This window comes from Dyella sp. M7H15-1, assembly GCF_004114615.1.
Taxonomy (GTDB): Bacteria; Pseudomonadota; Gammaproteobacteria; order Xanthomonadales; family Rhodanobacteraceae; genus Dyella_B.
Genome location: NZ_CP035300.1, coordinates 1,083,534 through 1,109,840 on the forward strand (window position 1 = coordinate 1,083,534; position 26,307 = coordinate 1,109,840).

Consider the following 26,307-nt stretch of genomic DNA (forward strand, 5'->3'; position numbering starts at 1 on the left):
GTCCACATTTGTTGTGGAAAACCATCCCTTACCGAGCTGCACGGATACGGTCGGCCATAGTGTCTGCAGCACCGCTTCCACCTAGCCAATCTCCACATGGTTCGATAAAACGATCCCGAATCCCAACTCCTAAACCGCAGGTTTCGTTCCACTGCACCTCAAACCACAATCATCGGGCTGGCGGTGCAGTGCTTAATTTATACCCGGACAATATTGACATTATATTTATCCGGGTATAAATTATATGTCTCCTCCATCAGGCTGATCGCCATGAATCCTGCATCCACGCTTCCGTCCCATACCGCCTTCGACGGGCATCGACGTATTGCATCCGGCCCGCCCGGTGCCGTCGCGCTTGCTGTCAGGCATGCGATAGAAGGTGGGGCTATCGGGCCTGTCCTGGTTTTCGACAATGCGACCGGTCGCTCCATTGACCTGAATGTACGCGGCACTGACGAGGAGATCGTCGCGCGCTATAGATCGGCCCCCTCCGATGCGCAGTGCGCAGACGAAGCCAATCGCGAAGCTGCACAAAGCGAGCCGCGTGGACGAGGACGTCCGAAGCTCGGCGTCGTCGCGCGCGAGGTCACGCTATTGCCGCGTCATTGGGACTGGCTTGCGAAACAGCCTGGCGGTGCATCCGTTGCACTGCGAAAGCTTGTCGACGAGGCACGTCGAGCGAATGTCGAACGTGACAATCGCCGCGCCGCACACGAGCGTGCCTATCACTTCATGTCGGCGATGGCTGGCGACTTGCCCGGTTTCGAAGAAGCGACACGCGCGTTGTTCGCGGATGACCGTGGCCGATTCGGTGAACAGATCGTCAGTTGGCCAGATGACGTACGTGACCATGCGTTTGCACTCGGCTTCTTCGACGACGTGTCGTGAATTGCTTCACCTTTAACAACGATTGGGACAAAGATGACAACCTTTGACCTTAACCGGTGATCTCGTGACGTTCCGCGCGGACTGGAAGGCTCCGTTTCTGCGCTATGGTGTGACCGACGCCTTGGGGCGGCCGACCCTGGACATCGAGATCGCGCTGCCGGCCCCGTCGATGATCCACGACATTGCGATAACTGCAACGCACAGTGTCGTGCTCGATCTGAACGTCGGTTACGACTTTTCGATGCTCACGCGCGGCCACCGGATGCCGCTACGCTGGCATGATGAGCGCGCCGCGCGGCTAGGGGTGATACCGCGTCATGGTGGCGATGTGCGGTGGTTCGAGCTTGCCCCGTGCTTCATTCTGCATGTCGTCAACGCCTACAACGAGGACATGACGACGATCGTTCTGGATGCCGTCCGGTATCCGTGGTTTCTACGACTCTTGCCTGATGGGACTGCGTTCGAGGGTAATCCGGTCGGGGTGCTGTGGCGCTATCGAGTCAATCTAGCGTCAGGGGCAGTGTATGAGACGCCGGCTGGCGACAGCGGAATCGAACTGCCGCGAATCAACGAGCAGCGGACCGGCCGAATGTATCGATTCCTCTATGCGGCTGAGCAACCCACTCCGGATGAAATGCGGGGAATTGTGCGGTATGACTGGCACAGCGGCACATTCGAACGATATGCGATACCGCCGGGTGATCAGAACGGTGAGCCCGTTTTCGTGCCTCGCCGCAGGGCGAAGACGGAAGACGATGGGTGGTTGCTGTGTTGCGTGTACCGACATGCGACAGATACCAGCGATGTGATCGTACTCGACGCGCGAGATGTCGCTGCTGGGCCGGTCGCAATTGTGCATCTGCCAACGCGGATTCCCGCCGGATTTCATGGTACGTGGTTAGCCAGTGACGGTTGACATGCAACACCAGTGTGGTCATCCGATTAGGGCATACCAAAAAAAGACTGGACAAGTGGATAGCATGCGATAAACTAAGTTCAATGGACTTAGTCCTATGGCGATTTAATTATGCATACGTACAACATCCACGACGCCAAAACCCAGCTTTCCCGGTTGGTGGAGGAGGCCGCCAAGGGCGAATCGTTCGTGATCGCCAAAGCGGGCAAGCCGATGGTCAAGGTGATCGCCCTTGACGCACCGGAGCCATCGCACGCCAAACGGTTTGGCTTCCTGGCCGGACAAATCAGCGTGCCGGAAGATTTCGACCGGATGGGCGAGGCACAGATTGCCGCAATGTTCGAGGATCGCGCATGAAACTGCTGTTGGATACGCACCTGTTGCTGTGGGCAGCTCAGGGCGTAGAGCACGTTCCGCTGGATGCTCGGCGACTCATGAGTGCGTTCGAAAACGAGTTATTTTTCAGCGTGGCCAGTCTGTGGGAAATCGTGATCAAACGTGGTTTGGGACGCGACGACTTCAAGGTCGATCCACGCGTGCTGCGCCGCAGCCTATTGGACAACGGCTACAGCGAGTTGTCCATTCACAGCGAACATGCTGTCGCCGTCGATAGCTTGCCGCTCATCCACAAAGACCCTTTTGACCGCATCCTGGTCGCGCAAGCCATTGTCGAAGGCATTTCCTTGCTGACAGCCGATGCTCGCCTGGCCGAATATCCCGGCCCTATTCAGTGCGTTTAAGGCAACGCTGGATATGACTCCTCCTCGCGCCTTGTCTCGCGACGACATCCACTCGGAATTTATTCACGTTACTTGTGAGACACCACACTGGTTCACGCCGCGCGCGGCACCCTGCGCAGGATGTTCAATACATCAGCCAGCTTGTCGCGCATCTGGCGGCGGTCGACGATCATGTCGATAGCGCCGTGTTCGAGTAGGAACTCGGAAGTCTGGAAGCCCTCAGGCAAGGTCTCGCGCACGGTCTGCTCGATCACGCGACGGCCAGCGAAGCCGATCTGCGCTTTCGGTTCGGCAACGTTGATGTCACCCAGCATGGCCAGGCTTGCCGACACGCCGCCGGTGGTGGGATCAGTGAGCACACTGATGTAAGGCACGCCGGCTTCGCGCAAACGTGCCAGTACAGCGGAAGTCTTGGCCATCTGCATGAGCGAAAACAGCGCCTCCTGCATGCGCGCGCCACCACTGGCTGCGAAACACACCAGGGCGCTGCGTTCAGCCAGTGCACGTTCGGCGGCACGGGTGAATTTCTCACCGACGACCGAACCCATCGAGCCGCCCATGTAGGAGAACTCGAAGGCCACCACCATCAACGGCTTGTCTTTGAGCTTGCCGCTCATCGCGACCATCGCATCTTTCTCGCCGGTGGATTTCTGCGCGGCGGAAATACGGTCCCGGTATTTCTTGGAGTCGCGGAATTTCAACGGATCAGTGGGCTCCATGCTCGCCCAATGTTCCTGCGCCGTGCCCTCATCCAGTAGCGCCAGCAAGCGCTCGCGCGCGCCGATGGCGTGATGATGGCTGCACTTGGGGCAAACCATCAGATTGCGTTCCAACTCCGGTCGGTACAGCACCGCGCCACAGCCTGCGCACTTCTCCCATACACCTTCGGGCACCTTGCCCTTGCCGACCACGGAGCTTTGCGCCCGTGCACGGGGGGTCATGATTTTTTGCAGCCAATTCATCGCATACGCCTCAATCTGGAAACAAGCGTCGCCCGTCAAGCTTCGTCCAGCATCACTCGAATCGGACTAAGAAAATCCGCCGCCCTCGCTGCGATGTCCGGTGCGCTGGTTGCCCCTTCCAGACGCTCGACCAAGGCGCTGCCAATCACTACGGCATCGGCAAATCTGGCGATGGCTTTCGCGCTCTGCGTGTCCTTGACGCCGAAGCCGACAGCCACCGGCGCCCTGGCGTGAGTCCGGATGTCTGCCACGCGTGCGGCAATCTCCTGGGTACTCAAGCGTCCCGCCCCGGTGATACCGGCGAGCGATACATAATACAGGAAACCCTCTGCCGCTTCGCACAATTTCGCCATACGCTCACGTGCGGTAGTGGGCGCTGCCAGCAGAATCTGCTGCAAGCCCGCTGCACGCAAAGGCGCGAGTACGTTGGCTTCTTCCAGTGGGCAATCGACCAGCAGCACACCATCCACACCTGCTGCCACGGCTTCTTTTGCGAAGCGTTCGTAGCCATGGATTTCTACCGGATTGAGATAGCCCATCAGCACCACTGGTGTATCCCGATCGCGCTCGCGGAATGCGGCAACCCACGCCAGCACATCGGCCAGGCTCACACCTTTGGCAATGGCGCGCTCGCTAGCGTGCTGGATCACCGGGCCATCCGCCATTGGATCGGAGAACGGCACGCCCAGCTCGATCACATCCGCACCGGCGTCGACCAGCGCATGCATCAACGCCACGCTGTGTTCCGGCGCGGGATCGCCGGCGGTGACAAACGGAATGAGCCCGGTACGACCAGCAGCCTTCAACGCGGCAAAGCGTCGATCGATGCGGTTCATACCCGTACTCCTTCGCGTGCCGCAATGGTATGTACGTCCTTGTCGCCACGGCCGGAAAGATTGCACAACACAATGCCGTCTTGCGGCAGTTCACGCGCCAGCTTCAGCGCTTGCGCCACGGCGTGGCTGGATTCCAGCGCGGCAAGAATGCCCTCGGTACGCGCAAGCAAGTGGAAGGCTTCCAACGCTTCGTCGTCAGTGACGCCGACGTATTCGGCGCGCCCCGCCTCTTTCAGGAACGCGTGCTCGGGACCCACGCCAGGATAATCGAGTCCAGCGGACACCGAATGCGTTTCCGTGATCTGACCGTTATCGTCGCAAAGCACGTAGGTGCGATTGCCATGCAACACGCCAGGGCGTCCTGCGGCGAGCGATGCCGCGTGATGTCCCGTGGCAATGCCCTCGCCCGCCGCCTCGGCGCCGACGATGCGCACATCGCGGTCATTGAGAAACGCATGGAACAGACCGATGGCATTGGAGCCGCCGCCCACGCACGCCGTGAGTACATCGGGCAGGCGTCCATATTGCTCCAACATCTGCGCACGCGCTTCACGCCCGACAATCGCGTTGAAATCGCGCACCATCATCGGATACGGATGTGGGCCCGCCACGGTGCCAATGATGTAGAACGTATCGGCCACGTGGGTAACCCAGTCACGCATGGCCTCGTTCAAGGCATCCTTCAGCGTTTTGGAACCGGAAGTGACCGGCACCACTTCGGCACCGAGCAGCTTCATGCGATAGACGTTGATCTTCTGGCGTTCGATATCCACCGCGCCCATGTACACCACGCATTTCAGCCCGAAGCGCGCGGCTACCGTCGCGCTCGCCACACCGTGCTGGCCAGCGCCGGTTTCCGCGATCACGCGCGGCTTGCCCATGCGCTTGGCGACCAGTGCCTGGCCGATGGTGTTGTTGATCTTGTGCGCCCCAGTGTGGTTCAGATCCTCGCGCTTGAGCAGGATGCGCGCACCGCCGACATGCTTCGACAAGCGCTCGGCATGGTAGATCGGGCTGGGACGGCCCACGTAATGGGTGAGGTCACGATCCAACTCAGCCAGGAATTCCGGATCCTCGCGCAAGCGCAGATAGGCCTCGGTCAGCTCGGCCAGCGGCGCCATCAGGGTTTCGGCGACGTACTGCCCGCCGAAATCGCCAAAGCGCCCGTGAGCATCGGGCCAGTTCTGAAAGTCCTGAATCGTGGGCATGGGTCTGACATCCTTTATGAATCGCTAGTGTGGTGTCTCGCAAGTAACGTGAATAAATTCCGAGTGGATGTCGTCGCGAGACAAGGCGCGAGGAGGAGTCATAGTGGGCGCTATGGTGACGACGAGCAACGCCGGATCGCGACGAAAGACGCCGGAATTTGTTCGCGTTACTTGTGAGACACCACACTAGAGTCACAGATGGCCTGAACCACCGGGTACAGAAAGTCGAACAGCCGCAATAAAATCACGCAACTTGACCGGATCCTTGATCCCCGGCGCGGACTCGATACCACTCGACACATCCACCGCCCAAGGTTTGGCGACACGAATCGCTTCAGCGACGTTGGCTGGCGTAAGCCCTCCCGCCAGAATCAACGATTGCTTTAGATCGCATGGCATCAGCGACCAGTCGAACGCCTTGCCGCTGCCACCCGCTTCGCCCAAGCCGTGACCATCCAGCAGCAAGCCGGCAGCATGTGGATGATCGCGCAGTTGATAAAGCGCGCAAGCGCCCTCCCCCATCGCAATCGCCTTGAGGTACGGATGGCCGAACTGCCTGCACCATTCGTCGCTTTCGCCGCCATGAAACTGCAGCAGTGAGGGACGGATGGTGTCGATGACTTCCTGTACGAAGCCCGCGTCATCGTCCATGCACAGGACCACGGTGGTGACGAATGGCGGCATGGCATCCACGATGGTCTTCGCCTGTGCCAGCGACACTTGCCGTTTGCTGTGCGCGGTCATCACCACGCCAATGGCGTCGGCGCCAAGCTGTGCGGCGAGCAAGGCGTCTTCCACGCGGGTCATGCCGCAGCATTTGATACGGGTCATTCGCTCACCTCGACGGGAAGATTCCAGTGTCGCTCATAACGGGGACCGATAAACGTCAGGCCCGATGCCGCGGCAGTGGGACCCGCCATTTCGCGATTGCGTCCAGCGAGCAGGGTTGTCACCCACTCCATCGACTCCTCGCCACGCCCGACCAGCAACAAGGAGCCAACGATATTGCGCACCATGTGATGCAGGAAGGCGCTGGCTTCGATCTCGACAATCACATGGGCTTCTTCACGCCACACCTTCAACGCTTTCACTTCGCGCCGTGCATGCGCGGCTTGGCAGGACACCGCACGAAAAGCGCTGAAGTCGTGCTCGCCGATCAAGGCTTGCGCCGCCACGTGCATGCGTTTGGCATCCAGCGGATGGCGCTCCCAAGTGACATAGCGCGCATCCAGCGCAGGACGTACGGAGCGATTGAGGATGGTGTAGCGATAGCGCCGGCTGCGCGCGGAAAAACGCGCATGGAAGTCATCGGGCACGGGTTGCGCCCACAACACCGCCACGCTGATTGGCAGATTCGAACACGTACCCAGCACCCAGCCACGCATGTCGCGCTGCACGTGGGTATCCAAATGAATGACCTGGCAGCGGCCGTGCACGCCGGCATCGGTGCGGCCAGCACAGGTCACTTCAATGGGTTCGGCAGCAACGAACGAAAGCGCACGCTCCACACTGCCCTGCACGCTAACGCCGTGACTCAGCCGTTGCCAGCCAAGAAAGTCGGTGCCGTCGTATTCGATGCCTAGGGCGATGCGCATTGACTGGAAGTGAGTGAAGAGTAGTGAGAAATGAGAGTTATAACATCCAGTCCATCCAAAGCCTTACGCTTCGGGTTTTCTTTCTCTGCTCACTCCTTTTCACTCACTACCACACTAGCGGATCTTGGCCATCAAGGTCCGCGCCACATCCTTCTGCATCTGGCTACCCTCGTGCAGCACTTCTTCTAGCATGGCGCGGGCGCCGTCCGAATCGCCCATGTCGAGGTAGGCGCGAGCCAGGTCGAGCTTGGTGTCGATTGGGTCGTCGTGCAGGTCACCGAAATCTTCTTCCTGCACAGCGGTGTGCGAGGTTTCGTGCGCGGTTTGGGGTTCGGCTTCAGCCGGTTCGCCGAACTTCCAGGACAGCGGCTCTTCCTCGGCTGGAGGTTTGCTGGTCTGCGCTTTAACAGCCACGTTGCCGATAGACTCCGGATGATGCGGAGTCAGGTCGAAATCGAAGTGATACTCGCTGACCATGGATGGCATCGGTGGCGGCGCCTGCTTGGGCGCGATGAGTTCCGGCTCTGCCGACTTGTCGTTGGCGTAGCTGTCCAGGTCGAAATGATGCAGCGTCGACTGCTCGTCGTGCATCGACGCCGGAATGGCCGCTTGCGTAAACAGCGGATGACCAGGAGCGAGGTCTTCACCCATGTGCACCACGTCCTGCCATTCCGGTTGATTCGGATCGGAGATGTGAGCATGCATGGCTTCGGCGGCGGCCTCGAAATGCTCCACGTCGCGGCGCGTGTAATAGAGACTGACCAGCTCCAGATGCAGACCAATATCGTCGGGTTGCTCTGCGAGTTGATCGAGCAGTTCGTCCTGATCGGGGTCAGTGCCAGGTACGGCATGGCCGAGGCTGTCGACATCGATGGTGCCAAAACGATCAGCAAGCGATCCCTCGTTGCCCGAATCGACCGCTGCCTTCGATGTGGACGGCTTGCTACCCGACTTGCTACGAAGTGCCAACAGGCCCAGTAGCGCGAGAACAATGACACCACCACCCAGGGCCATGGCCCAAGTCTGGGTGTACCAGGGCTGCTCCACGACCGGCGTAGTCAGACGAGCAGGCCGACGGATCATCGGTTTCGGCTTGGCCGGTGCGTTCAGCGGTGTGGTGATCGCCGCAGTATGTGGCGCAGTGGCGCCGCTTGCCGGTGCCGTAGCGGTTGGCTTGGCAGCCCGTGTTTGCGCGGCGACCTGGGCCGGGTGCGTGACGGCTACTGGCGCTGGAGCCGGTGCAGCAACCGAGGCTGCCGGTGCCGGCGGCATACCCGCGGCCTTGCGCGCATCAGCCAGTTTTTTTTGCAGATCCGCGATTTCGTTGTCCTTGAGTGACAACAAGTGCTGGTTCTTACTGTTGAGGTCTTCGAGATCCTTCATGCGCGACTTTAGCTCGTCGCTCTGCTGCTGCAGCGAGACAAGTGTTTCTTGGCTGCGGTGCAATTCCTGGCGAATGGTGGCGTTGACCTTGCCATTCGTACCACCGGCGGACTGGCCTTCACCCGTCGCGGGTACTAGGGCGAGCTTGTCGGCGTTGCTGGTCTGGGTGGGTGCCACGGAAGCATTGGAACGCGTACCGCCCGCTGCCACGGCCACTGGCGAACTGCCGACCGTGCCATTGCGCCAGTCGCTGTTCTGCTGGCGCACGGCCGCGAGAGCGGCCTCTGCGGTCATCGCCTGGGCATCCTGGCGTGACGGCACGCGCAGGACTGCGCCTGCCTTCAGAGCGTTGATGTTGTCGCGATAGAAGGCATCCGGATTGGCCGTTTTCAGCGCCAGCATCATCTGGTTGGTATCCACACCCACCGAGGAGGCAACTTCCGCGGCGACATGGGAGAGCGTGACGCCCTTTTTGACCGGTCCATACTGGCTGCTCCTCACTTCAACTACGTGATGCGTGGACGCTGCTGCCGCAGTCTGGCGCGGAGTCGATGCTGAAGTTTCGCTAGCCGATGCCGAGGCGCCGCTGGCCGAGATACGACGAAGGGTAGGCGCGCTGCTGGCGGCAGCCTGCATGTTAGGTGGATCAAGCAGAATGGCAAATTCGTGCACGGTACTGCCAGCGGTACTGTTCACTTCCACCAACAGGTCAAGATAGGGATCACTCACCGAAGCACTGCTGGTCACGCGGATCACCTTGTGACCGCCCTCATCCGCCACACTGAACTGCAGCGGGATGGTCGGGCGCTCGCCGCCGGCTTTGACGAAGGCATCATTCGAGGCCAGTTGGGCACTGAGGCTTTGCAGTTCGACCTGAGAGGCCTGGGTGACCGGAATGTCTACCAGCAGTGGTTGACCCAGCGCCGATTTCACGTGCGCTTGACCCAGTTCCACGGCTGCCGCCTGAGTACTGCCCAGCGCAAGCGCCATCCATATCGACAGCTTCAATGAACGATTCATCGCTTGCTCCCCCGAGACAACCCGAACGTTTTACTTAAAAATCACCGCAGGTTGCGATGACTTTCTTTTGGAAGTCGTCACTTTAGTTAGATAAACGTCAATCAACAATACCAGAATGGATTTCACCCCCCTCTGCACGAGGGATTTTTTTGCCCGGCGTGACGGCCGTCAATGCCAGACCGCCTCTTGGGCGGCCTTGAGCTGTTGACGCAGTTCCGCAATGGTACGGTCTTGTTGTTGCAGCCGTTGCGCAGCCTGCTGGCTGGCCGACTCTTGCCGGCCGACATCCTTCTGTAGATGATCCACCTCGGCTTGGTGCTGGGCGATGCGCTGGTTCAGGCAGGCAGCCATTGGCGAGGCGGCAGACGGGTTTGCCCACGCAGCCGACCAGCTCCACGAACAACCCACCAGGAGCCATGCGATGCGATGCATTACAGGTAATCCCCGATCAACAACTCGGCGATCTGCACGGCATTGAGCGCCGCGCCCTTGCGAATGTTATCCGCCACGATCCACATATCCAGGCCGCGGTCGTGCGAGATGTCCTCGCGGATGCGGCCCACGAAGACCGGATCCTGACCGGCCGCATCACCCACCGGCGTGGGATAGCCGCCCGGCTTGCGCTCATCTTGCACGACCACGCCTTCGGCGTTTTCCAGTAGCTCGCGCGCCTGCTCGGCGGTGATCTTGTCGCGCGTTTCAATATGCACGACTTCGGCATGGCCGTAAAACACCGGCACGCGCACGGCGGTCGGGTTCACCTGGATTGACTCGTCTTCCAGGATCTTGCGCGTCTCCCACACCATTTTCATTTCTTCCTTGGTGTAGCCATTGGCCTGGAAGTCGTCGATGTGCGGGATGACGTTGAAGGCAATCTGCTTGGGGAACTTGGTCTTTTCTACGTCCTGGAAATTGAGCAGCGCGGCAGTCTGCTTGCCCAGTTCTTCCATGCCCGAACGGCCAGCGCCGGAGACAGACTGATAGGTGGCGACGTTGATGCGCTCGATGCCCACGGCGCGATGAATCGGCGCCAGCGCCACTAGCATCTGCATGGTAGAGCAGTTGGGGTTGGCGATGATGCCGCGCGTGGTGTATTGCGCGATGGCGTGAGGGTTTACTTCGCTGACCACCAGCGGGATATCGTCCCGGTAACGGAATTCGGAGGTGTTGTCGATCACCACCGCACCCGCCTCGGCCGCACGCGGGGCATGCACACGGCTCACTGAACCACCGGCCGAGAAGAAGGCGATGTCCACGCCGCTGAAGTCGTAGTCGGCAAGATTTTTCACGGTGACCTGTTTGCCGGCAAATTCCACTTTGCCACCCGCCGAACGCTCGCTGGCCAGCGGCACCAGTTCGCTGATCGGGAATTCGCGCTGGACCAGGATACTAAGCAGCGTCTCGCCCACGGCGCCAGTCGCGCCTACCATGGCTACCTTGTAACTACTCTTCTTGCTCATCTCGGGTCACTTTTCATGGAATTTGGAAGGTCGCCGCAGCGGCGCCGAAACCCCAAACGGGAAATCTAGCTCGCCCAACACGCAAACGACACGGCACAGCAATGAAGTTTGCCAATAGAAAAACAATTCGATCAGGGAATACGCGGTATTATCTCACCCACATCGCCACACTGCGCACGATGGCGCAAGGCGTGATCCATCAACACCAACGCCATCATCGCTTCGGCAATGGGTGTGGCACGAATGCCGACGCAAGGGTCATGACGCCCCTTGGTGACCACCTCAACCCGCTCACCGGCCAGATTCACGCTATGACCGGGGATCAAGATGCTCGACGTGGGTTTGAGCGCGATCGAGGCACACACCACCTGACCCGTACTGATGCCCCCCAGAATGCCCCCCGCATGATTGGACGTAAAGCCGTCCATCTGCATTTCATCGCGATGCTGGCTGCCACGCTGGGTTACGGTAGCGAAACCATCGCCGACCTCCACGCCCTTGACTGCATTGATGGACATCAGCGCGGCGGCCAAGTCGCCATCCAGCTTGCCGTAGATCGGCTCACCCCAGCCCGGCGGCACGCCTTGCGCTTGGACATTCACGCGCGCACCGACTGAATCACCTGACTTGCGCAGCGCATCCATGTATTTCTCCAGCGCCGGCACTTGCGCCTCGTGCGGCCAGAAGAACGGATTTTGTTCGACTTCATTCCAGTCGAAACCTTCCGGCACTACCTCGCCGAGCTGAGCCAGATAACCGCGAACACGCACACCGTAGCGCTCGGCCAGCCATTTTTTGGCGATCACCGCCGCCGCCACGCGCATGGTGGTTTCACGCGCGGAAGAGCGGCCACCGCCACGCGGATCGCGAATGCCGTACTTCTGCCAATAGGTGTAGTCGGCATGGCCGGGGCGAAACGTTTCAACGATGTCGCCGTAATCCTTGCTACGCTGGTCGGTATTGCGAACCAGCAGGGCGATCGGCGTACCGGTGGTGAGCCCCTGGTACACACCCGAAAGAATTTCCACCTCATCCGCTTCGCGGCGCTGCGAGGTATGACGACTGCGGCCCGTTGCGCGACGCTCGAGATCGGGGCGAAATTCCTCGGCATCGATCGGCAAGCCCGGCGGACAACCATCGATCACGCAGCCAATGGCTGGACCATGGCTTTCGCCAAACGTGGTGACAGTGAAGAGCTTGCCGGTGGAGTTGCTGGACACGAAAAGAACCAGAGTGATAGGGAGAGTGATAGGACAACGCGACACGGATACCCCATATTGCCATGTCTGACCGGCCGACGCCCTAGTTGTGAGTCAACCGCGTGCGTCAGCCGTGGGCCATTCCCGCGCCAGCAATGCAAAGATCGCGTCGTCCACCCATTCGCCACGCACGTTCAAGCTCTCGCAAAAATGCGCTTCCTGGCGCATGCCCAGCGAACGCAGTAAGGCGGCGCTGGCGACATTGCGCGGATCGATCGATGCATGCACGCGACGGGCACCCAGGGTGTGGAACAGGAAATCGAGCAGCGCCTGCGCCGCTTCGCGTGCGTAGCCCTTGCCTTGATAGGCCGGTGCGACGGTGATGCCGAATTCGTACGAGCCTTGTACATCCGGTGGCAGATGCAGGCCGAGATCGCCGATCAGGGTTCCATCGGGGAGGCGAATGGCCAATTGCAGCCAGCTATCGGGGATATCCAGCGAGATCTGCTGTTGCGAACGGATGAAGTCGAGGGCTTCGTCACGAGAGTTTGGGCACCAGCCTTGATAGCGCGCGACGGAGGGATCGGAGCGGTAGTGGAAGAGTGCGTCAGCGTCAGTTTCGCAAAGGACGTCAAGACGCAGGCGGGTTGTGGTGAATTGCATAATTTTCCAGAACAACGGATTGAAACGTCAGCGCCGCGCAGCCGCCACAGCACGAATCGCCGCTGCATGCTCCATCAGTTCGCGCCGCTCCAGCGCAAACACGCCCATCGGCCCGACCTTGAATTCGATCCACACAAAAGGCACTTCTGGCAGCAGCGCGTTGAGTGCGTGCTCGCTCTCGCCCACTTCGACGATCAACAAGCCTTCTTCGGCCAGGTGATCGGCAGCCTCGTCGAGAATGCGCAGGCAGATATCCAGACCATCCTCGCCGGAGGTCAAACCAAGCTTGGGTTCATGGTCGTATTCGTCGGGCAGCGCCGCGTATTCGTCTTCGGTAACATAGGGCGGGTTGGAGACGATCAGATCGTATTTGCGACCCTGGAGTCCGCCGAACACATCGGACTTGATGATCGCCACGCGATCGCCCATGTGCTGAAAAGCCACGTTCTCGCGCGCCAGCGACAGAGCGTCGTCGCTGATATCGACAATATCGACATGCCAATGCGGGTTGTACTCCGCCATGGCGATGCCAATGCAACCCGAACCGGTGCACAGGTCAAGGGCATGCTCCACGTGCCGGTCATCCAGCCACGGCGTGAAGCCCGATTCGATCAATTCGGCGATCGGCGAGCGCGGCACCAGGGCGCGGCGGTCGCTCTTGAACTTCAGTCCGGCGAACCAGGTTTCGCCCACCAGATAAGCCACCGGCAGGCGTTCGTTGATACGGCGCTCGATCAGGTTGAGCACGCGCAGGCGTTCTTCAGCGGTGAGCTTGCCGACACCGTAGGCCGGAGGGATATCCGGCGGCAGATGCAGGCTGGCCAGCACCAGATGGGTCGCCTCATCGATCGGATTGTCGTGGCTGTGGCCGAAGGTCAGCCCGGCCGCGGAAAAACGGCTGGCACCGTAGCGGATAAAGTCGATGATCGAGGCGAGTTCGGTAGTCACGTAGGCACGGTCCGGCTTGAAGGCCGTGAAGTATAGCGACTGTGCATCATTGGACCCATGCAAATGCGTGGAAGTACCCTGGCCAGGGGCATGCGCTGCTGCATGTCGCCTCCAAGAAAGCGAAGGTCAACCCTCTTCTGAGATTCGCCTTCTTTTCCTTATACTTGCAGGATGACTTTCAAGGTATTCCTGCAATACATCCTTCCTCATCGGGCACTTTCGCGCGTGGTCTACTGGGCTACGCGCTGGACCTTTGCGCCCTGGAAGAACTTCCTGATCAGCCAGATCGTGCATCGCTACCAGGTCGACATGACCGAAGCCGCACAACCCGATCCACTGGCCTACCCTCACTTCAATGCGTTCTTCACGCGCAAGTTGCGTCCCGATGCCCGCCGTGCCGATGCGGCCGCAGCCGCCTTGATATCGCCTGTCGACGGACGCATCAGCCAGGCGGGCCCTATTGTCGACGGACACATTTTCCAAGCCAAAGGCCAGGATTACACCGCCGCCGAATTACTTGGTGACGAAGCCGCCGTGGCCCCCTACCGCAACGGACGCTTTGTCACCATCTACCTCTCGCCACGCGACTATCACCGTGTGCACATGCCGCTGCGCGGCGAGCTGAAAGAGACAGTGCATATACCAGGCCGAATCTTCAGCGTGGCCCCGTTCGTCGTGGAAGCCATCCCACGACTGTTCGCACGCAACGAACGGCTGGTCTGTCACTTCGACGGTGAGTGCGGCCCGTTCGCCGTGGTGATGGTGGGTGCGATCCTGGTGTCGTCGGTCGCCACCATGTGGGATGGCATGGTGATTCCACCCTATGCGCCCTCGATTCGCCGCAAGTCGTTTGCCGGCCAGAACATCTCGCTGGATCGTTTCAGCGAAATGGCACGCTTCAACATGGGCTCCACAGTGATCCTGCTGTTGCCAGAAGGCACCACTGAACTGGATGCACTGACGTCACAGCAAGCCATCAAGGTTGGTCAGCGATTGGGTGAACTGCGTCATCCTTAAGGCCAATGCCACTAACTCGCCAAAGAAGCGTTTTCGCCTGGCCTATGGGTCACGCTCATTCAACCTACGCATCCATGCATCAGCGGCAGCTAGGCAACCTCAACACCTGCCCAACCTTCACATGGTTGAACTTGAGATTATTCAAGCGAGCCACTTCATTCTCGCCGGAGCATCCCCCGTGCTTGCGCACAATGCTGGCAAGCGTGTCGCCACGACGCACGGTGTAACGCACTACTGGATCAGCGGCGGCAACCGCTGGTGGCGGATCCGGCAGCACCGGCACCACGGCGTTGTGCAGATCGCTGGCAAGAATCGGCCACGGACCATCCGTGCATCTCGCCGCATACACCTGCTTCAGCATCTTGGGCACCTGCAGTTGCGATCCGATCGGCTGCTCCTGCTGCGGATCGAGGCGCGGATTGAGATTGCGCAAAGTGCGGAACCAGCCGTCGGGCATGTCATTGGCCGAACCCAGGCACACGGTGAGTTCGGAAATCGACGCGGCGCGCTTGAGGGTCATGCTGCTGGTTAAGCCATCCACTTTTGGAAAGCGCAGGTTGTAGCTGTCCGGATGCAGGAACAGCCACGCCGCCGCCAGCACGGAGGGCACATAGTCGCGCGTTTCCTGCGAAACCTGACCGTAAATGCGCGGATCGTAGAAGCTCACCGTGGTGTTATCACCAACCAGACGCCTCATTCGCCCTTCGCCGCCGTTGTAGGCGGCCAGCGTCAATTCGAGGTTGTCATTGAATACCTTCAACTGCTCGTCCATGTATTCGGCGTTTGCACGCGCCGACTCGCCCGGATCAAAACGGGTATCGAAACCGTCCTGATCGCTGAGCCCAAAACGCAGGCCCGTGGCGTACATGAATTGCAACGGCCCCGCCGCGCCGGAGCGCGATACGGCGTGTACCTTGCCGCCCGACTCCTTAGCCAGGATGCCGAACAGCAAGGCTTCGGGTAGGCCTTCCTGCTGATACTGCGGCCACATTTCCTGACGCAGGTACTGATAGTTTACGTAGGCGTCCATAAGATTGCCGCGCCACTGGGTGAGCCACATTTCCAGTGCAGCTTTCACCGGGCCGTTCATGGCAATCAGTTCGGAAAGCTGGTGACCACGCAACAAGGTGACGGCACGCTGCGCCTCCGGCAGGCTGCCGGCCGCGCCGGCCTGTCCGGGCCCAGGCACCGCCGTGGTGGCTTCACCCTTGTCCTCGCCTTCGCCTGGGGTTTCGTCGCCGATAAAGCTGCCGTCCTTCAGACGCAGCAGGTGATCGAAAACGGAGAAGAAACGCTGTGGATCGCAGCCCGGCGTAGCGCCACAGTGCGCAGAAGCCTCCTTGAGCTGATCGAGTGCGCCATCCAGAGTTTTCTGCGCAGCCTGCGCATCACCTGCACGTGTCTGCTGCAAGGCCGTTTCGTAACCCTGGCTGGCCTGATCGAGCTGGGTATATAGCGCATTGACGGATGCCGATGGCAGCTTGGCCGCTTTGCCACCCGAAGCACACGCTGCCAGTTGGGTGAGCCCCGCAACCAATAAAACCAGACGAAGGGAACGGGTAGCGGGACGGTTCGGCATGTTGGCAATACACCTGCAAAGATGGCGCAACCATAACGGTCTCAGCGCACAGACTCAAACAACTTCTTTCGATATGGCTAAAATGCCACATGCCAGACCGACCCTCGCTGGGCAGGCCGACAGGCTCACATCCCGCTGAATTCCACATTGCTTGCACTGCATACGGTAATCATCGTCCTGCCATGACTCGTTGGCGTCCTCCTGCCCCGCGTTCCACTGCGATCATCACACGCGAAGGTTTTGAAAAGCTCAAGAGCGAGCTCGATCACCTTTGGCATAGCCTTCGCCCCGAAGTGGTGAAAGCCCTAGCCGCCGCAGCAGCGGAAGGCGACCGCTCGGAAAATGCCGAATACACCTACCGCAAGAAACAGCTCAGCGAGATCGATCGCCGTGTGCGCTATCTCAGCAAGCGCATTCCGTCATTGAAGGTGGCTGAAGGTGCGCCGGCCGATCGGAAAACGGTGTTTTTCGGCGCCGTGATCGAGTTGGAAAACGTCGCCAATGGTGACACCTTGCGCTACCGCATCGTGGGTCCGGACGAAACAGACGCCAAGCGTGGCTGGATCAGCATCGACTCCCCGCTGGCCCGCGCCGTGATGAAAAAGAAGCTGGACGACGAGTTCGAGGCCGAGCTGCCAAGCGGGCTAACTCGTTTTGTGGTCGTTGCAGTCGACTATTCTGCATAAACGCCCCAGCCTGCTCTTCACGCGTCAACCAACCCGATTTCGGCACGTTAAAACTGCCCTAAAGACGATCGTGTCGAATTTTCAACCCAAATCGTGAGCCTTGCGCACCGTCAGGACATCCGCAACGGTGCCGGGTAATGCCGGCCTTCGCGCAAAGGCTGATAGCAAGCGGTAGTCAGATGAAAGGTTTCGACGTTATTGCCGGCAGGCCAGCCCGGAATGCCTGACAAAGGCAACGGGCGCAGTTCCTGTGGATCACGCAGCACGCGCCCTTCTGCAATCCATTCGGCGCAATGCGCGATCGCGTGCTCCGGATCAGCGACGTTATCTGACAGAACAAGCGCCTTGCCAACCAACAGTTTACCTGGCGTGAGGGCGTGCTCCAGCAAGGCATGACCGAAGACTTCCAGCGCAATCGAGCCATCTTGCCACGCGTGGCGGCAACGCCAGAACAGACCATGCCAGTCATGTGCATCCCACAGCGTTAACAAGGCAGGATCGCGCACCATTACCACCACGCCCGCCTCATCGAAATGCGTTTGCGCACATTGCGGGCGTGAACGCTCGCGCCGACCCAACTTGGCAACCCCTATCGCCTGCTGCTTATTGAGCGCGCGCTTCAGTGACGGATAGCGCAACCAGATCATCGCGTTGAACAGGTCGTGCCAGTTTTCCTCACGTGTGGCGATCAGGCCGCGCTGGGCGATGCGTTCTTCGTAATGCAGGCCATCCTGCAGCAGTTCATACGTTTGAGCCACGAAGCGCTCACTCGCATGTTGCGGCCAGCGTGCGTTGAGTTCGTCCATCAAAGGCCAGCGTGCATTGCACAGCCAGCCGTTGTACTCGCCCCAATCGTGCAGAGGCGCGAAACCGAAAACGGACGGATCGACCGCCTCCCGCGCTGGTGCAATGTAACGCACGGCTTAGGCCGAATCAGTTGACCAGGCTGGCGTGCAAGTCGTGTTCGTCCGCCGCCTCGACCACGACGTCGACAAACTGACCCGGCTTCAGCGACTGGCCGTTGGCAATGCGCACCACGCCGTCAATCTCCGGCGCATCCGCAGCCGAACGCGCCACTGCACCCTCCGCATGGGCTTCATCCACTAGCACCTTTATCGTGCGACCGATTTTGCGCTGCAGTTTGGCGGCAGAAATTTCCGCCTGCACCGCCATGAACTGCTCAAGGCGATCTTCCTTCAACTCCTCGGACACCGGGTCCGGCAATTCGTTGGCCTTGGCGCCATCTACTGGCGAGTAAGTAAACGCACCGACGCGATCCAGCTCGGCTTCGCGCAGGAAGTCGAGCAGCTCCTCGAACTCCGCATCCGTTTCGCCGGGGAAACCAACGATAAAGGTGCTGCGCAAAGTGAGTTCAGGCACCTGTTTTCGCCAGTTTTGGATGCGCTCCAGCGTCTTGTCGATATTGCCCGGACGTTTCATCAATTTGAGGATACGCGGGCTGGCGTGCTGGAATGGAATGTCCAGATACGGGAGGCTCTTGCCTTCCGCCATCAACGGCATGATTTCGTCAACGTGCGGATACGGGTAGACGTAATGCAGACGTGTCCAGACGCCAAGTTCCGCAAGACCTTCGCACAGTTCGGTCATGCGCGTGCGATAACGCTTCTCGCGCCACGTGCGCTCGGCGTACTTGATATCGACGCCATAGGCACTGGTGTCCTGCGAGATCACCAGCAGCTCCTTCACACCGCCCTTCACCAGTTTTTCCGCTTCGACCAGCACCTCGTCCACTGGACGCGATACCAGATCCCCGCGCATCGACGGGATGATGCAGAAGCTGCAACGATGATTGCAGCCTTCGGATATCTTCAGATACGCATAGTGTTTCGGCGTGAGCTTGATACCCGTATCCGGAATGATATCCAGCAGCGGATTGCGCTTCGGCGGCAACGCGACATGCACCGCGCTCATTACGCTGGAGTAATCCTGCGGCCCGGTAATGGCGAGCACGTCTGGATACGCCTCGCGAATCAGCTCCGAGCGCTTGCCCAAACACCCGGTCACAATCACTTTGCCGTTCTCGTGCAAGGCCTCGCCGATCGCATCCAGCGACTCCTGCACGGCAGCATCGATAAAGCCGCAAGTATTCACCACCACCGCGTCAGCCGCGTCATAGGTGGTCACGATCTCATACCCCTCGACCTTGAGCTGGGTAAGGATGCGCTCGGAATCGACCAGCGCCTTGGGGCAACCGAGGGATACCATACCTATACGATAAGATGAACTCATGGAGGGTCGTGCCGAATGGGTAAAAACGCCAAAGTATACAGCTATTTACGGTTCAGTGATGCCAGACAGTCGGCGGGAAGTAGCGCTGATCGGCAGGCGCAGTATGCGGAAAGGTGGGCAAGGAAATGCGGTTTGCTGCTTGATTGAGTCCCTATCACTCCGCGATGAGGGATTGAGCGCCTATCACTAGCGGCACGTCAAACAGGGGGCTCTGGGCACTTTTCTGCGCGCCATCGATGAGGATCGCATTGCGCCGGGCTCGGTACTGGTGGTGGAGGGCCTGGATCGGCTGAGCCGCGCGGAACCCATCCAGGCGCAGACCCAACTCGCCCAGATCGTCAATGCCGGCATCACCGTAGTCATCGCCAGCGACGGCCGGGAATACAATCGGGAGCGCCTCAAGGCCAACCCGATGGATCTGGTCTACAGCCTGCTGGTGATGATCCGCGCGCACGAAGAGAGCGACACCAAGAGCAAGCGCGTCAAGGCGGCCATCAGGCGCCAGTGCGAACAATGGCTCGCCGGCACCTACCACGGGATCATCAGGAACGGAAAAGACCCGAAATGGCTGGCTTGGGTCGATGGCGTTTGGCATCCGATCCCGGAGCGTGTCGAAGCAGTGCGCAGAGCGATCACGCTGTTCCGTGAGGGGCATGGTTCGCTGGCAATCGTGGATCGCCTGAATGCAGCCGGCTTGTCCGTCACCGATTACGCCAACACCGCATCCTATTTCTACAAGCTGTTCCGGCTACCTGCGCTGATTGGCGTCAAGACCCTGTCGGTCGACGATTCGCAATACCAGTGCCCTGGCTACTACCCGGCGATACTCAGCCAGGCCGAATACGACGAGCTACAGACGCTAGTCCAGCAGCGCAGCCGACGCAAGGGAAAGGGGGAAATCCCAGGCATCATAACCGGGCTGAGGCTCACCTATTGCGGATATTGCGGATCAGCGATGATCGCGCAGAATCTGATGACCAGGCGACGAGACAACACCGGACGTGTGCAAGATGGGCATCGCCGACTTGCTTGCTGCTCGGACCAGTCAAACCGCAAGTGCTCCGTTTCAGGCAGCACCAGCATCGCGCCAATTGAGCGCGCGCTACTGACCTACTGCTCTGACCAGATCAAGCTCAATAACCTGCTGGACAATAGCGACGCTGACCGACCGATCAAGCAAAGGCTCAGCGCAGCGCGCAGTCGTTGCGCGGAACTCGAAACGCAGATCGAAAAACTGACAAACGCCCTCCTTCAGGACGATGGCGCGGTGCCGTTGGTTATTTTGCGCAAGACACGCGAGCTTGAAACCGCCCTCGAACAAGCCAAGCGTGAAATGTCAAATGCGGAATCAGCGATGTGCTGTCGCTGCTGGACCATCGTCGGCGCCGGGCCCGTGCAGGGATCGGGCAACCCCAACGACGCCTGCCACTCCGGAATCATGTCGATCGCGGTGGCGGGAAACGCATCGGCGATGAGCTCCAGAGCGGCCGTTGCAGTGCGCTCAAAGGACAGTGCGAATGCAGCAAGGACCTGGTCTTGCACAGAACCCGGATCGCGGTTCCACGCCCTACCTCGGGGCATTAACGCCCATAGTGCGGACTGAAAGTCCGCACGGCTGAAGGTCGGCGCGCTCATGGGTGGTAGGTGATCGTGCCAAGCGTCGGCAGTTCACCGGTGACATTGACGATGTTGCCGGTCGGCACGTTGATAACGAAGCCCGCCGTACCGGAAATGCCGGCGATCGCTGTTTCGATGTCGGAGAGATCGACCGAGCTGCCGGCGATCGGTTCGCCCTGCGTCAGAAACTCATAGTGGATGGCCGCTTGGATGGCGAGCTGCACAACGGCGGAAGGCGTACCCATACCGCTGAAGGTGAAATCGATGGCGTTCGGGGATGGCCCACAGACATAGACCAGTGCAGTGACCGGCTGAACGGGAAAGATCTGGTTGGCGATAGTGAGCTGATCGCCAGTGGCTGCGATGCCGCGCAACGAGCCGTTCGGAAACGTGTCGTATTGCGAGATGCCGTGAGTGCCGACGGGGAAACCGTGGTGGCCGGCCAAAACCGAACCGAAGCCGGCCCCGGCGCCGCGCAAACGCGGTCGTCCGCGTAAAGATGAAGTGCGTGAACCCGCCCCGGAAAAACGCCTGAAACAGCAAGCCGCCGGCATGAGCCTGGAAGCCATGTTGGCGGATCTGCCCGCGTTCTGTGATGTCGGCACCAAGCGCAACAGCCAAGGATATAAAACCACCTGGATGGGCTACCAACTGCATTTGGACGTTGCCGACGGCATGGTGCCGATCTCGGCCATCGTGACCTCAGCCAGCATCCACGACTCGCAACTAGCCATTCCATTGGCAACGATGAGCGCACAACGCGTGACTCACCTGTATGACCTGATGGATGCCGGCTATTGCAGCTCAATCCTGCGCGAGCACAGTCGGAGCATGCGGCATGTGCCACTCATCGAGCATAACCCGCGTGGCGGCGAAAAGAAGCGGTTCGACCCCAGTAGAGGCCGAGCGCTACAAAGAGCGCACCACGGTAGAGCGCGCCAACACACAGCTGAAGGATGATTTTGGCCTTCATCGCATCCATGTGCGAGGTCATGCAAAGGTCACGACACACATCCTGTTTGCCGTGTTGGCGCTCACGGCCGATCAACGACTGCGATGGATCACTTAGCATCTATTCCTCGCCGTAATGAACCCAGTTCCACCGTGGCGGCACAAGTGATGTCCTGACCGTGAAAAAAAGCACCAGCCACATGGCCCTCGCCGTCGTATAACGGCCACTTGGTGGTCAGATAGGCTCGCCATTGGCCGTCGGCAAAGGGATCGATTCCAGGATTCGCAGTGCTTTCCTGCTCGCCATGACCTCCCTGTCTTGCTCGCGAAACGTGTCACGTTCGGCAGGGCATGTCGAAGTCTGTACGGCCTTCTACGTCCCTGTGATGTTTCACGCCGATAATGTTGCCGTACTCTTCACTGGCGTACAGGAATACGGAGTCCCTGTCTTTGCAACCCCAGAAACTGCGGATGTCTCCAAAGGCCCGGCGAAGTTTTTGCTCGAGGTTCTGGCGACCATCGCCATCCCATGACTTCATGCAAGTACCCGGTCGCTGCCTAGATGATCGGGGTGGCAGGAGAAGACCAGCACCAGGGATCCGGTCGAATCGTTTTCCAACTGATGTACCGTGCCCGCCGGAATGTTGAAGACGGAGCCGCGTCGGACCCGATGCGATGTTCTGGTTTGCTCGCCGGGTTTCCACATGTGGATCAAGCCACTACCTTGGAGGATCAGATACAGCTCCTCGCCATGGCGGTGGTAATGCGGATTGATCTTGGCGCCGGGCGGTAACTCGGTTGCGTAGTGACCGAGCTGATGACTATCCGCCAGTTTGGCAATGTTGATACCTGCCGCCTTGTCTGCTTCGGCTTTGCTACCAAGCGCATCGAATACGTTTGTGATGGACACGAAAGCCCTCCCTTCTCGTTGTTTCCGTCGCCTGACCGTGTTGGCGAAGCAGGTCACAAACGCTGCCAAAGCAGCTCATGCAAGGAAAGGCTTAATGACACCTGATTCCGTGACCCCTCCTCGGCACGATTCCATTTGGCCGTCCAAGGAAGCGATTGGTGTGATGATGCCACACCCGGTGATCCGATGCCAGGCAAAGAGAGCCCAAACGCAGGGCAATCGCGCTATCTCCCCAGGTAGGCGGTGGTGGAGTGTGGCGACAATCGGCGAAAGTATGGGGATGCTGCCAAATCCCATGCCCTTTTTCAGCAACCTGGCCGATCCACGTCGGCAGACCCGCAATAAGCTGCACAAGCTCAGCGACATACTGATGATTACCCTATGCGCAGTCGTGTGCGGGGTGGAAGACTGGGTGGGGATAGAGGATTTTGGCTGCGAGAACGAGGCTTGGCTGTGCCAGTTTCTGGAGTTGCCCCACGGCATTCCCTCTCACGACACATTGAGCGACGTGATCGGTCGCCTAGACCGGCGAGCCTTTGCTGTGGCGTTTGCCGAATGGGTCAGTGCCGGCCTGCCAGCGCTCGCCGGCAAACAGGTGGCCATTGATGGGAAGACGTTACGGGGGAGCCGAGACGGCGAGCGGCCGCCAACGCACTTGATGAGTGCGTTTGCCACTCAAGCCCGGCTCGTGTTGGCGGTGCAGGATGTGCCAGATAAAAGCAACGAAATCAAAGCGATTCCTGCTTTGCTGCAACAGATCGAGCTGACGGGTGCGGTGGTCAGCATGGATGCGATTCGATTCGATGCGGGCTGTTGTTTGGGGGCGCAACATAGCACGATCGCCCTGAGCCCAAACGGGGTCACCATTTCGCCGCCGAATGCCCGGAATCATCTATCCCGTTTAATTCGTTTAACATTTTGGCGCGGTTGTTTAGGCGGATCTCTAGACTAATCTCCTCATCTCCATTTTCTAGTAGCGCTAGCTCCTTCGCCGTCTCTTCTGCCTTCCTCAAGATACGCTCATTTTCTGTCTCCCATTCCTTGGATTGCTCCGAAATAATCCGCCCCGAAATAATCGGTTGTGTACCACGTCGCGGATGCACATCGCCGCCACTCTTTGATGACACCGCTTCCTCTTTCTTGTCCAGCCTCGAAATGTGCCCTTCATTAATCGCCGGCCGCCCCGAAATTGCCGCCTTGGGTGTTCGCCCCGAAATTTCCGATCCGAATAACTTCTCCTGATTCGTTCCGAAGTTCAGCTCGCATCGCAGCTGTTGCAACGCGAGCGAGCGATGCTGAAGGCCACCCGCGCATATGGAGGCCACGGTCATGGCGATGAACGCGATTCAAATGCAGCCAGGCATGTCGCTGGCGGCGTTTCTGGAACAATTCGGCACGGAAGTGCGTTGTGCGCGAGCGTTGCGTAGGGCACGTTGGCCGAAGGGCTTTGTCTGTCCGCGCTGCGCCGGGCGAGGTTACAGTCGATGCACGAACCGGTATGGTGAACGACTCTGGCAATGTAGGGCCTGTCGTCATCAAGCCAGTCTGATCTCGGACACGATCTTTGCCAGTAGCAAGTTGCCGTTGACGACCTGGTTTCTGGCGTTGTACCTGCTCACCCAGACCAAGAACAACATCTCGGCACTGGAGTTAATGCGCCATCTGGGCGTCGGTTACAGCGCAGCCTGGCGCATGAAGCACAAACTGATGCAAGCGATGGCCGATCGTGAGGCGCCGCGCCGTTTGGGCGGGCTCGTGCAGATCGATGATGCGTATCTGGGCGGCGAACGTAACGGCGGCAAAGCCGGGCGTGGGTCGGAGAACAAAGTGCCGTTTGTCATCGCGCTTCAAACCAGCGACGAAGGCCATCCGTTGTATGTCGTCATCGAACCCCTGCCAGGCTTCACCAAGGCCGCCTTGGCGGATTGGGCGCAACGGCATCTACATCCAGGGACCGATATTTACAGCGATGGCTTGGGGGCGTTTCGTGCCCTGGAGGAGCAAGGGCATGCCCATACCGTGATCCAAAGCGCCGGAGGACGTGCCGCGACCGAAGCCGGACAGATGGGATGACTCAATACCATCCTGGGTAACGTCAAGCGCTCGCTCGATGGTACTTACCACGCCTTTGATTTTCTCAAGTATGCGCATCGTTATCTCGCCGAAGCGGCTTGGCGATTCAACCGGCGTTTCGACCTCGCCGCGCTTGTGCCACGACTACGGGTGGCTGCAGCACGCTGCAAGCCTTGGCCTGATGCACGTTTGCGCTACGCACCGATCGATGCAGCCAGCTGAACTTTGGAACAAATCAGGAAAGTTTATTCATCTGTTAATTCTTTGTGATTGTACGATCAGTGTGAGTGGGGTTTAGGAAAAGGGGGCTTTATTCCTAGACCGCATAGTGCCCCTTCACAATAACTTTACTAAGGTGAAGATTAATACCGCGTTAGCCACCCTTGATAAAACTTCCCCAAAGGAAAAGAAGGTAACTATGGCCGATTGCGCAAATGGTCATATTTTTCGCTAAGCCATGTTGACGACTGATCAGAACCTGCCATTTGCGTCTCGGAAAGGCAGCTTGCTTCGAGTCGCTGAGTCCATGCGATCTGCGATTCGATAAAAGAACGACTAATTCATGAGTGGCCCCGAAATTTCCGCGGCACAAGCGTTCGTCCACCACGTCGTCGACGCACGCCGGGAACAATCGAACCCAGCGTTCGGCCACTTCTTCATCGGACCAGGCCATGGCTGCACGTGGATCCACGTGCAGTACCGCGTGCACGTGGTTACTCATGACCGCATAGGCGTACAGCCCTACCGCAAAGCATTCCGCTAACGTCAGCAATCGCTGTGATTCAGGGGCAAGATCAGAGACCCTTTTTGTGACCGAGCGCAAGCCATCGCTGATTCCCTTTTAGCTCGTTGTTCTGGAGGTCCACTCGGAATTGGGCGCGTGCGAGATCGCCAGGTTTGATCTTCTCGTATAGATGCCCATCCTCATAGTACTCATGCTCTTGATGTGTCGCTAAGAGCTCGACGTCCCTGTCCTGCTCTGGTAGTTGGTTTCTCGCCAGGTGGTCCCTCTCCACCCCATTGATAAGGCTGGCGAGAACAGATGCGTTTTTCGGTTGGTCGGATGGACGTACAAAGAAATCTCTTATTCCTGTTCCCAATTTGCCGAGATTGTCGTCGGTCCGCCCTGCGGTCCATTTCCCGGATACGTCTTTGGTTAGCTTATATTCCCTTCCCTTATAACTACATTTGAAGGAATCTCCAACTATATCACCGAGGTTGTGTTTGTCTTTCCACGTGACGCCGGCTAATTCAGGCGCTGCCTTTAATAACGCGAAATTGATATTCATAATATTCCTGTGCTACTGGTGAGGTGTTTAGTAAGTATCCCCCGGCAAAGCCGGGGGCTTTATTGGGTGAGCCCCTCAAAGGGGCGATAACAGCGTGAGCCGCCTGAAGGCGGCGGG

General features: G+C 59.2%; 26 protein-coding genes and 2 pseudogenes. 11 read left to right on the forward strand and 17 right to left on the reverse strand.

What is annotated here, in order from left to right; all coding sequences use genetic code 11:
* Positions 1-270 precede the first annotated feature (270 nt).
* The 4 genes from EO087_RS05210 (at position 271) to EO087_RS05225 (ending at position 2,544) form a co-directional block, all read left to right on the forward strand.
* On the forward strand, positions 271-888 hold the full coding sequence (locus EO087_RS05210) for a DUF2239 family protein (RefSeq protein WP_128897943.1): 618 nt from the start codon (positions 271-273) through the stop codon (positions 886-888).
* Between the two features lie 43 nt (positions 889-931).
* Positions 932-1,804: a carotenoid oxygenase family protein gene (locus EO087_RS05215; protein ID WP_128897944.1), complete on the forward strand. Its 873-nt coding sequence runs from the start codon at positions 932-934 to the stop codon at positions 1,802-1,804.
* Between the two features lie 111 nt (positions 1,805-1,915).
* Positions 1,916-2,161, forward strand: a complete 246-nt coding sequence (locus EO087_RS05220; RefSeq protein WP_128897945.1) for a type II toxin-antitoxin system prevent-host-death family antitoxin — start codon at positions 1,916-1,918, stop codon at positions 2,159-2,161.
* Complete coding sequence (locus EO087_RS05225; protein WP_128897946.1) at positions 2,158-2,544, forward strand: type II toxin-antitoxin system VapC family toxin; 387 nt, start codon at positions 2,158-2,160, stop codon at positions 2,542-2,544. Before EO087_RS05220 ends, EO087_RS05225 begins: the two co-directional genes overlap by 4 nt.
* Positions 2,545-2,636: 92 nt before the next feature.
* On the opposite strand, the gene accD is transcribed toward EO087_RS05225, so the two are convergent.
* From accD to prmB, 11 genes are all read right to left on the reverse strand, one after another.
* A complete protein-coding gene (gene accD, locus EO087_RS05230) occupies positions 2,637-3,506 on the reverse strand; it encodes an acetyl-CoA carboxylase, carboxyltransferase subunit beta (protein WP_128897947.1) in 870 nt (289 codons plus the stop codon).
* A 35-nt stretch (positions 3,507-3,541) separates the two neighbouring features.
* A complete protein-coding gene (gene trpA / locus EO087_RS05235; RefSeq protein WP_128897948.1) occupies positions 3,542-4,342 on the reverse strand; it encodes a tryptophan synthase subunit alpha in 801 nt (266 codons plus the stop codon).
* Positions 4,339-5,550, reverse strand: coding sequence for a tryptophan synthase subunit beta (gene trpB / locus EO087_RS05240; protein ID WP_128897949.1), 1,212 nt, complete (start codon positions 5,548-5,550; stop codon positions 4,339-4,341). Before trpB ends, trpA begins: the two co-directional genes overlap by 4 nt.
* A 192-nt stretch (positions 5,551-5,742) precedes the next feature.
* Positions 5,743-6,381 (reverse strand): phosphoribosylanthranilate isomerase, encoded by a 639-nt coding sequence (locus EO087_RS05245; RefSeq protein ID WP_128897950.1) that lies wholly within the window; start codon positions 6,379-6,381, stop codon positions 5,743-5,745.
* Positions 6,378-7,145: a tRNA pseudouridine(38-40) synthase TruA gene (truA, locus tag EO087_RS05250; RefSeq protein ID WP_128897951.1), complete on the reverse strand. Its 768-nt coding sequence runs from the start codon at positions 7,143-7,145 to the stop codon at positions 6,378-6,380. Before truA ends, EO087_RS05245 begins: the two co-directional genes overlap by 4 nt.
* Before the next feature lie 114 nt (positions 7,146-7,259).
* The gene (locus EO087_RS05255; protein ID WP_128897952.1) at positions 7,260-9,548 is read right to left on the reverse strand and encodes a FimV/HubP family polar landmark protein; all 2,289 of its coding nucleotides are present in this window, start codon (positions 9,546-9,548) and stop codon (positions 7,260-7,262) included.
* A 168-nt stretch (positions 9,549-9,716) separates the two neighbouring features.
* The gene (locus EO087_RS05260) at positions 9,717-9,980 is read right to left on the reverse strand and encodes a hypothetical protein (protein WP_128897953.1); all 264 of its coding nucleotides are present in this window, start codon (positions 9,978-9,980) and stop codon (positions 9,717-9,719) included.
* A complete protein-coding gene (locus EO087_RS05265) occupies positions 9,980-11,008 on the reverse strand; it encodes an aspartate-semialdehyde dehydrogenase (protein WP_128897954.1) in 1,029 nt (342 codons plus the stop codon). Before EO087_RS05265 ends, EO087_RS05260 begins: the two co-directional genes overlap by 1 nt.
* Positions 11,009-11,139: 131 nt before the next feature.
* Positions 11,140-12,228 (reverse strand): chorismate synthase, encoded by a 1,089-nt coding sequence (gene aroC / locus EO087_RS05270; RefSeq protein ID WP_128897955.1) that lies wholly within the window; start codon positions 12,226-12,228, stop codon positions 11,140-11,142.
* A 93-nt stretch (positions 12,229-12,321) separates the two neighbouring features.
* Positions 12,322-12,870, reverse strand: a complete 549-nt coding sequence (locus tag EO087_RS05275; protein ID WP_128897956.1) for a GNAT family protein — start codon at positions 12,868-12,870, stop codon at positions 12,322-12,324.
* Between the two features lie 27 nt (positions 12,871-12,897).
* Positions 12,898-13,818 (reverse strand): 50S ribosomal protein L3 N(5)-glutamine methyltransferase, encoded by a 921-nt coding sequence (gene prmB, locus EO087_RS05280; protein WP_128897957.1) that lies wholly within the window; start codon positions 13,816-13,818, stop codon positions 12,898-12,900.
* A 171-nt stretch (positions 13,819-13,989) separates the two neighbouring features.
* Here prmB and asd point away from each other — a divergent pair, with 171 nt between their 5' ends.
* Positions 13,990-14,835, forward strand: coding sequence for an archaetidylserine decarboxylase (asd, locus tag EO087_RS05285; protein WP_128897958.1), 846 nt, complete (start codon positions 13,990-13,992; stop codon positions 14,833-14,835).
* 79 nt (positions 14,836-14,914) lie between these two features.
* On the opposite strand, the gene EO087_RS05290 is transcribed toward asd, so the two are convergent.
* Positions 14,915-16,414: a transglycosylase SLT domain-containing protein gene (locus EO087_RS05290; protein ID WP_128897959.1), complete on the reverse strand. Its 1,500-nt coding sequence runs from the start codon at positions 16,412-16,414 to the stop codon at positions 14,915-14,917.
* 182 nt (positions 16,415-16,596) lie between these two features.
* On the opposite strand from EO087_RS05290, the gene greB reads away from it, so the two are divergent.
* Positions 16,597-17,100, forward strand: coding sequence for a transcription elongation factor GreB (gene greB / locus EO087_RS05295; protein ID WP_128897960.1), 504 nt, complete (start codon positions 16,597-16,599; stop codon positions 17,098-17,100).
* Positions 17,101-17,210: 110 nt separating this feature from the next.
* Here greB and EO087_RS05300 read toward each other — a convergent pair whose 3' ends face one another.
* Both EO087_RS05300 and rimO read right to left on the reverse strand, forming a co-directional pair.
* Positions 17,211-18,020 carry a DUF3025 domain-containing protein gene (locus EO087_RS05300; RefSeq protein ID WP_128897961.1) on the reverse strand — a complete coding sequence of 270 codons (810 nt, stop codon included), beginning with the start codon at positions 18,018-18,020 and terminating at the stop codon, positions 17,211-17,213.
* Positions 18,021-18,033: 13 nt separating this feature from the next.
* Positions 18,034-19,350 carry a 30S ribosomal protein S12 methylthiotransferase RimO gene (gene rimO, locus EO087_RS05305; RefSeq protein WP_128897962.1) on the reverse strand — a complete coding sequence of 439 codons (1,317 nt, stop codon included), beginning with the start codon at positions 19,348-19,350 and terminating at the stop codon, positions 18,034-18,036.
* Positions 19,351-19,618: 268 nt separating this feature from the next.
* On the opposite strand from rimO, the gene EO087_RS16665 reads away from it, so the two are divergent.
* Complete coding sequence (locus EO087_RS16665; protein WP_240669133.1) at positions 19,619-20,953, forward strand: recombinase family protein; 1,335 nt, start codon at positions 19,619-19,621, stop codon at positions 20,951-20,953.
* Between the two features lie 28 nt (positions 20,954-20,981).
* Here EO087_RS16665 and EO087_RS05320 read toward each other — a convergent pair whose 3' ends face one another.
* Positions 20,982-21,536, reverse strand: a complete 555-nt coding sequence (locus tag EO087_RS05320) for a baseplate J/gp47 family protein (protein ID WP_343133206.1) — start codon at positions 21,534-21,536, stop codon at positions 20,982-20,984.
* On the opposite strand from EO087_RS05320, the pseudogene EO087_RS05325 reads away from it, so the two are divergent.
* Positions 21,442-22,036, forward strand: a pseudogene (locus EO087_RS05325) (transposase); the annotation flags it as partial. The gene EO087_RS05320 and the pseudogene EO087_RS05325 sit on opposite strands and share 95 nt — an antisense overlap.
* Before the next feature lie 417 nt (positions 22,037-22,453).
* Here EO087_RS05325 and EO087_RS05335 read toward each other — a convergent pair.
* Positions 22,454-22,828: a cupin domain-containing protein gene (locus EO087_RS05335; protein WP_164931774.1), complete on the reverse strand. Its 375-nt coding sequence runs from the start codon at positions 22,826-22,828 to the stop codon at positions 22,454-22,456.
* A gap of 253 nt (positions 22,829-23,081) precedes the next feature.
* Between EO087_RS05335 and EO087_RS05340 the strand changes: the two genes are divergently transcribed.
* From EO087_RS05340 to EO087_RS05350, 3 genes and pseudogenes are all read left to right on the forward strand, one after another.
* Positions 23,082-23,780: an ISAs1 family transposase gene (locus EO087_RS05340; RefSeq protein WP_164931775.1), complete on the forward strand. Its 699-nt coding sequence runs from the start codon at positions 23,082-23,084 to the stop codon at positions 23,778-23,780.
* Positions 23,781-24,157: 377 nt separating this feature from the next.
* Positions 24,158-25,123 (forward strand): annotated as a pseudogene (locus EO087_RS05345) (IS1595 family transposase).
* A 340-nt stretch (positions 25,124-25,463) separates the two neighbouring features.
* Positions 25,464-25,664: a hypothetical protein gene (locus tag EO087_RS05350; RefSeq protein WP_128897966.1), complete on the forward strand. Its 201-nt coding sequence runs from the start codon at positions 25,464-25,466 to the stop codon at positions 25,662-25,664.
* Between the two features lie 31 nt (positions 25,665-25,695).
* Here EO087_RS05350 and EO087_RS05355 read toward each other — a convergent pair whose 3' ends face one another.
* Positions 25,696-26,190: a hypothetical protein gene (locus EO087_RS05355; RefSeq protein WP_128897967.1), complete on the reverse strand. Its 495-nt coding sequence runs from the start codon at positions 26,188-26,190 to the stop codon at positions 25,696-25,698.
* Positions 26,191-26,307: the final 117 nt, after the last annotated feature.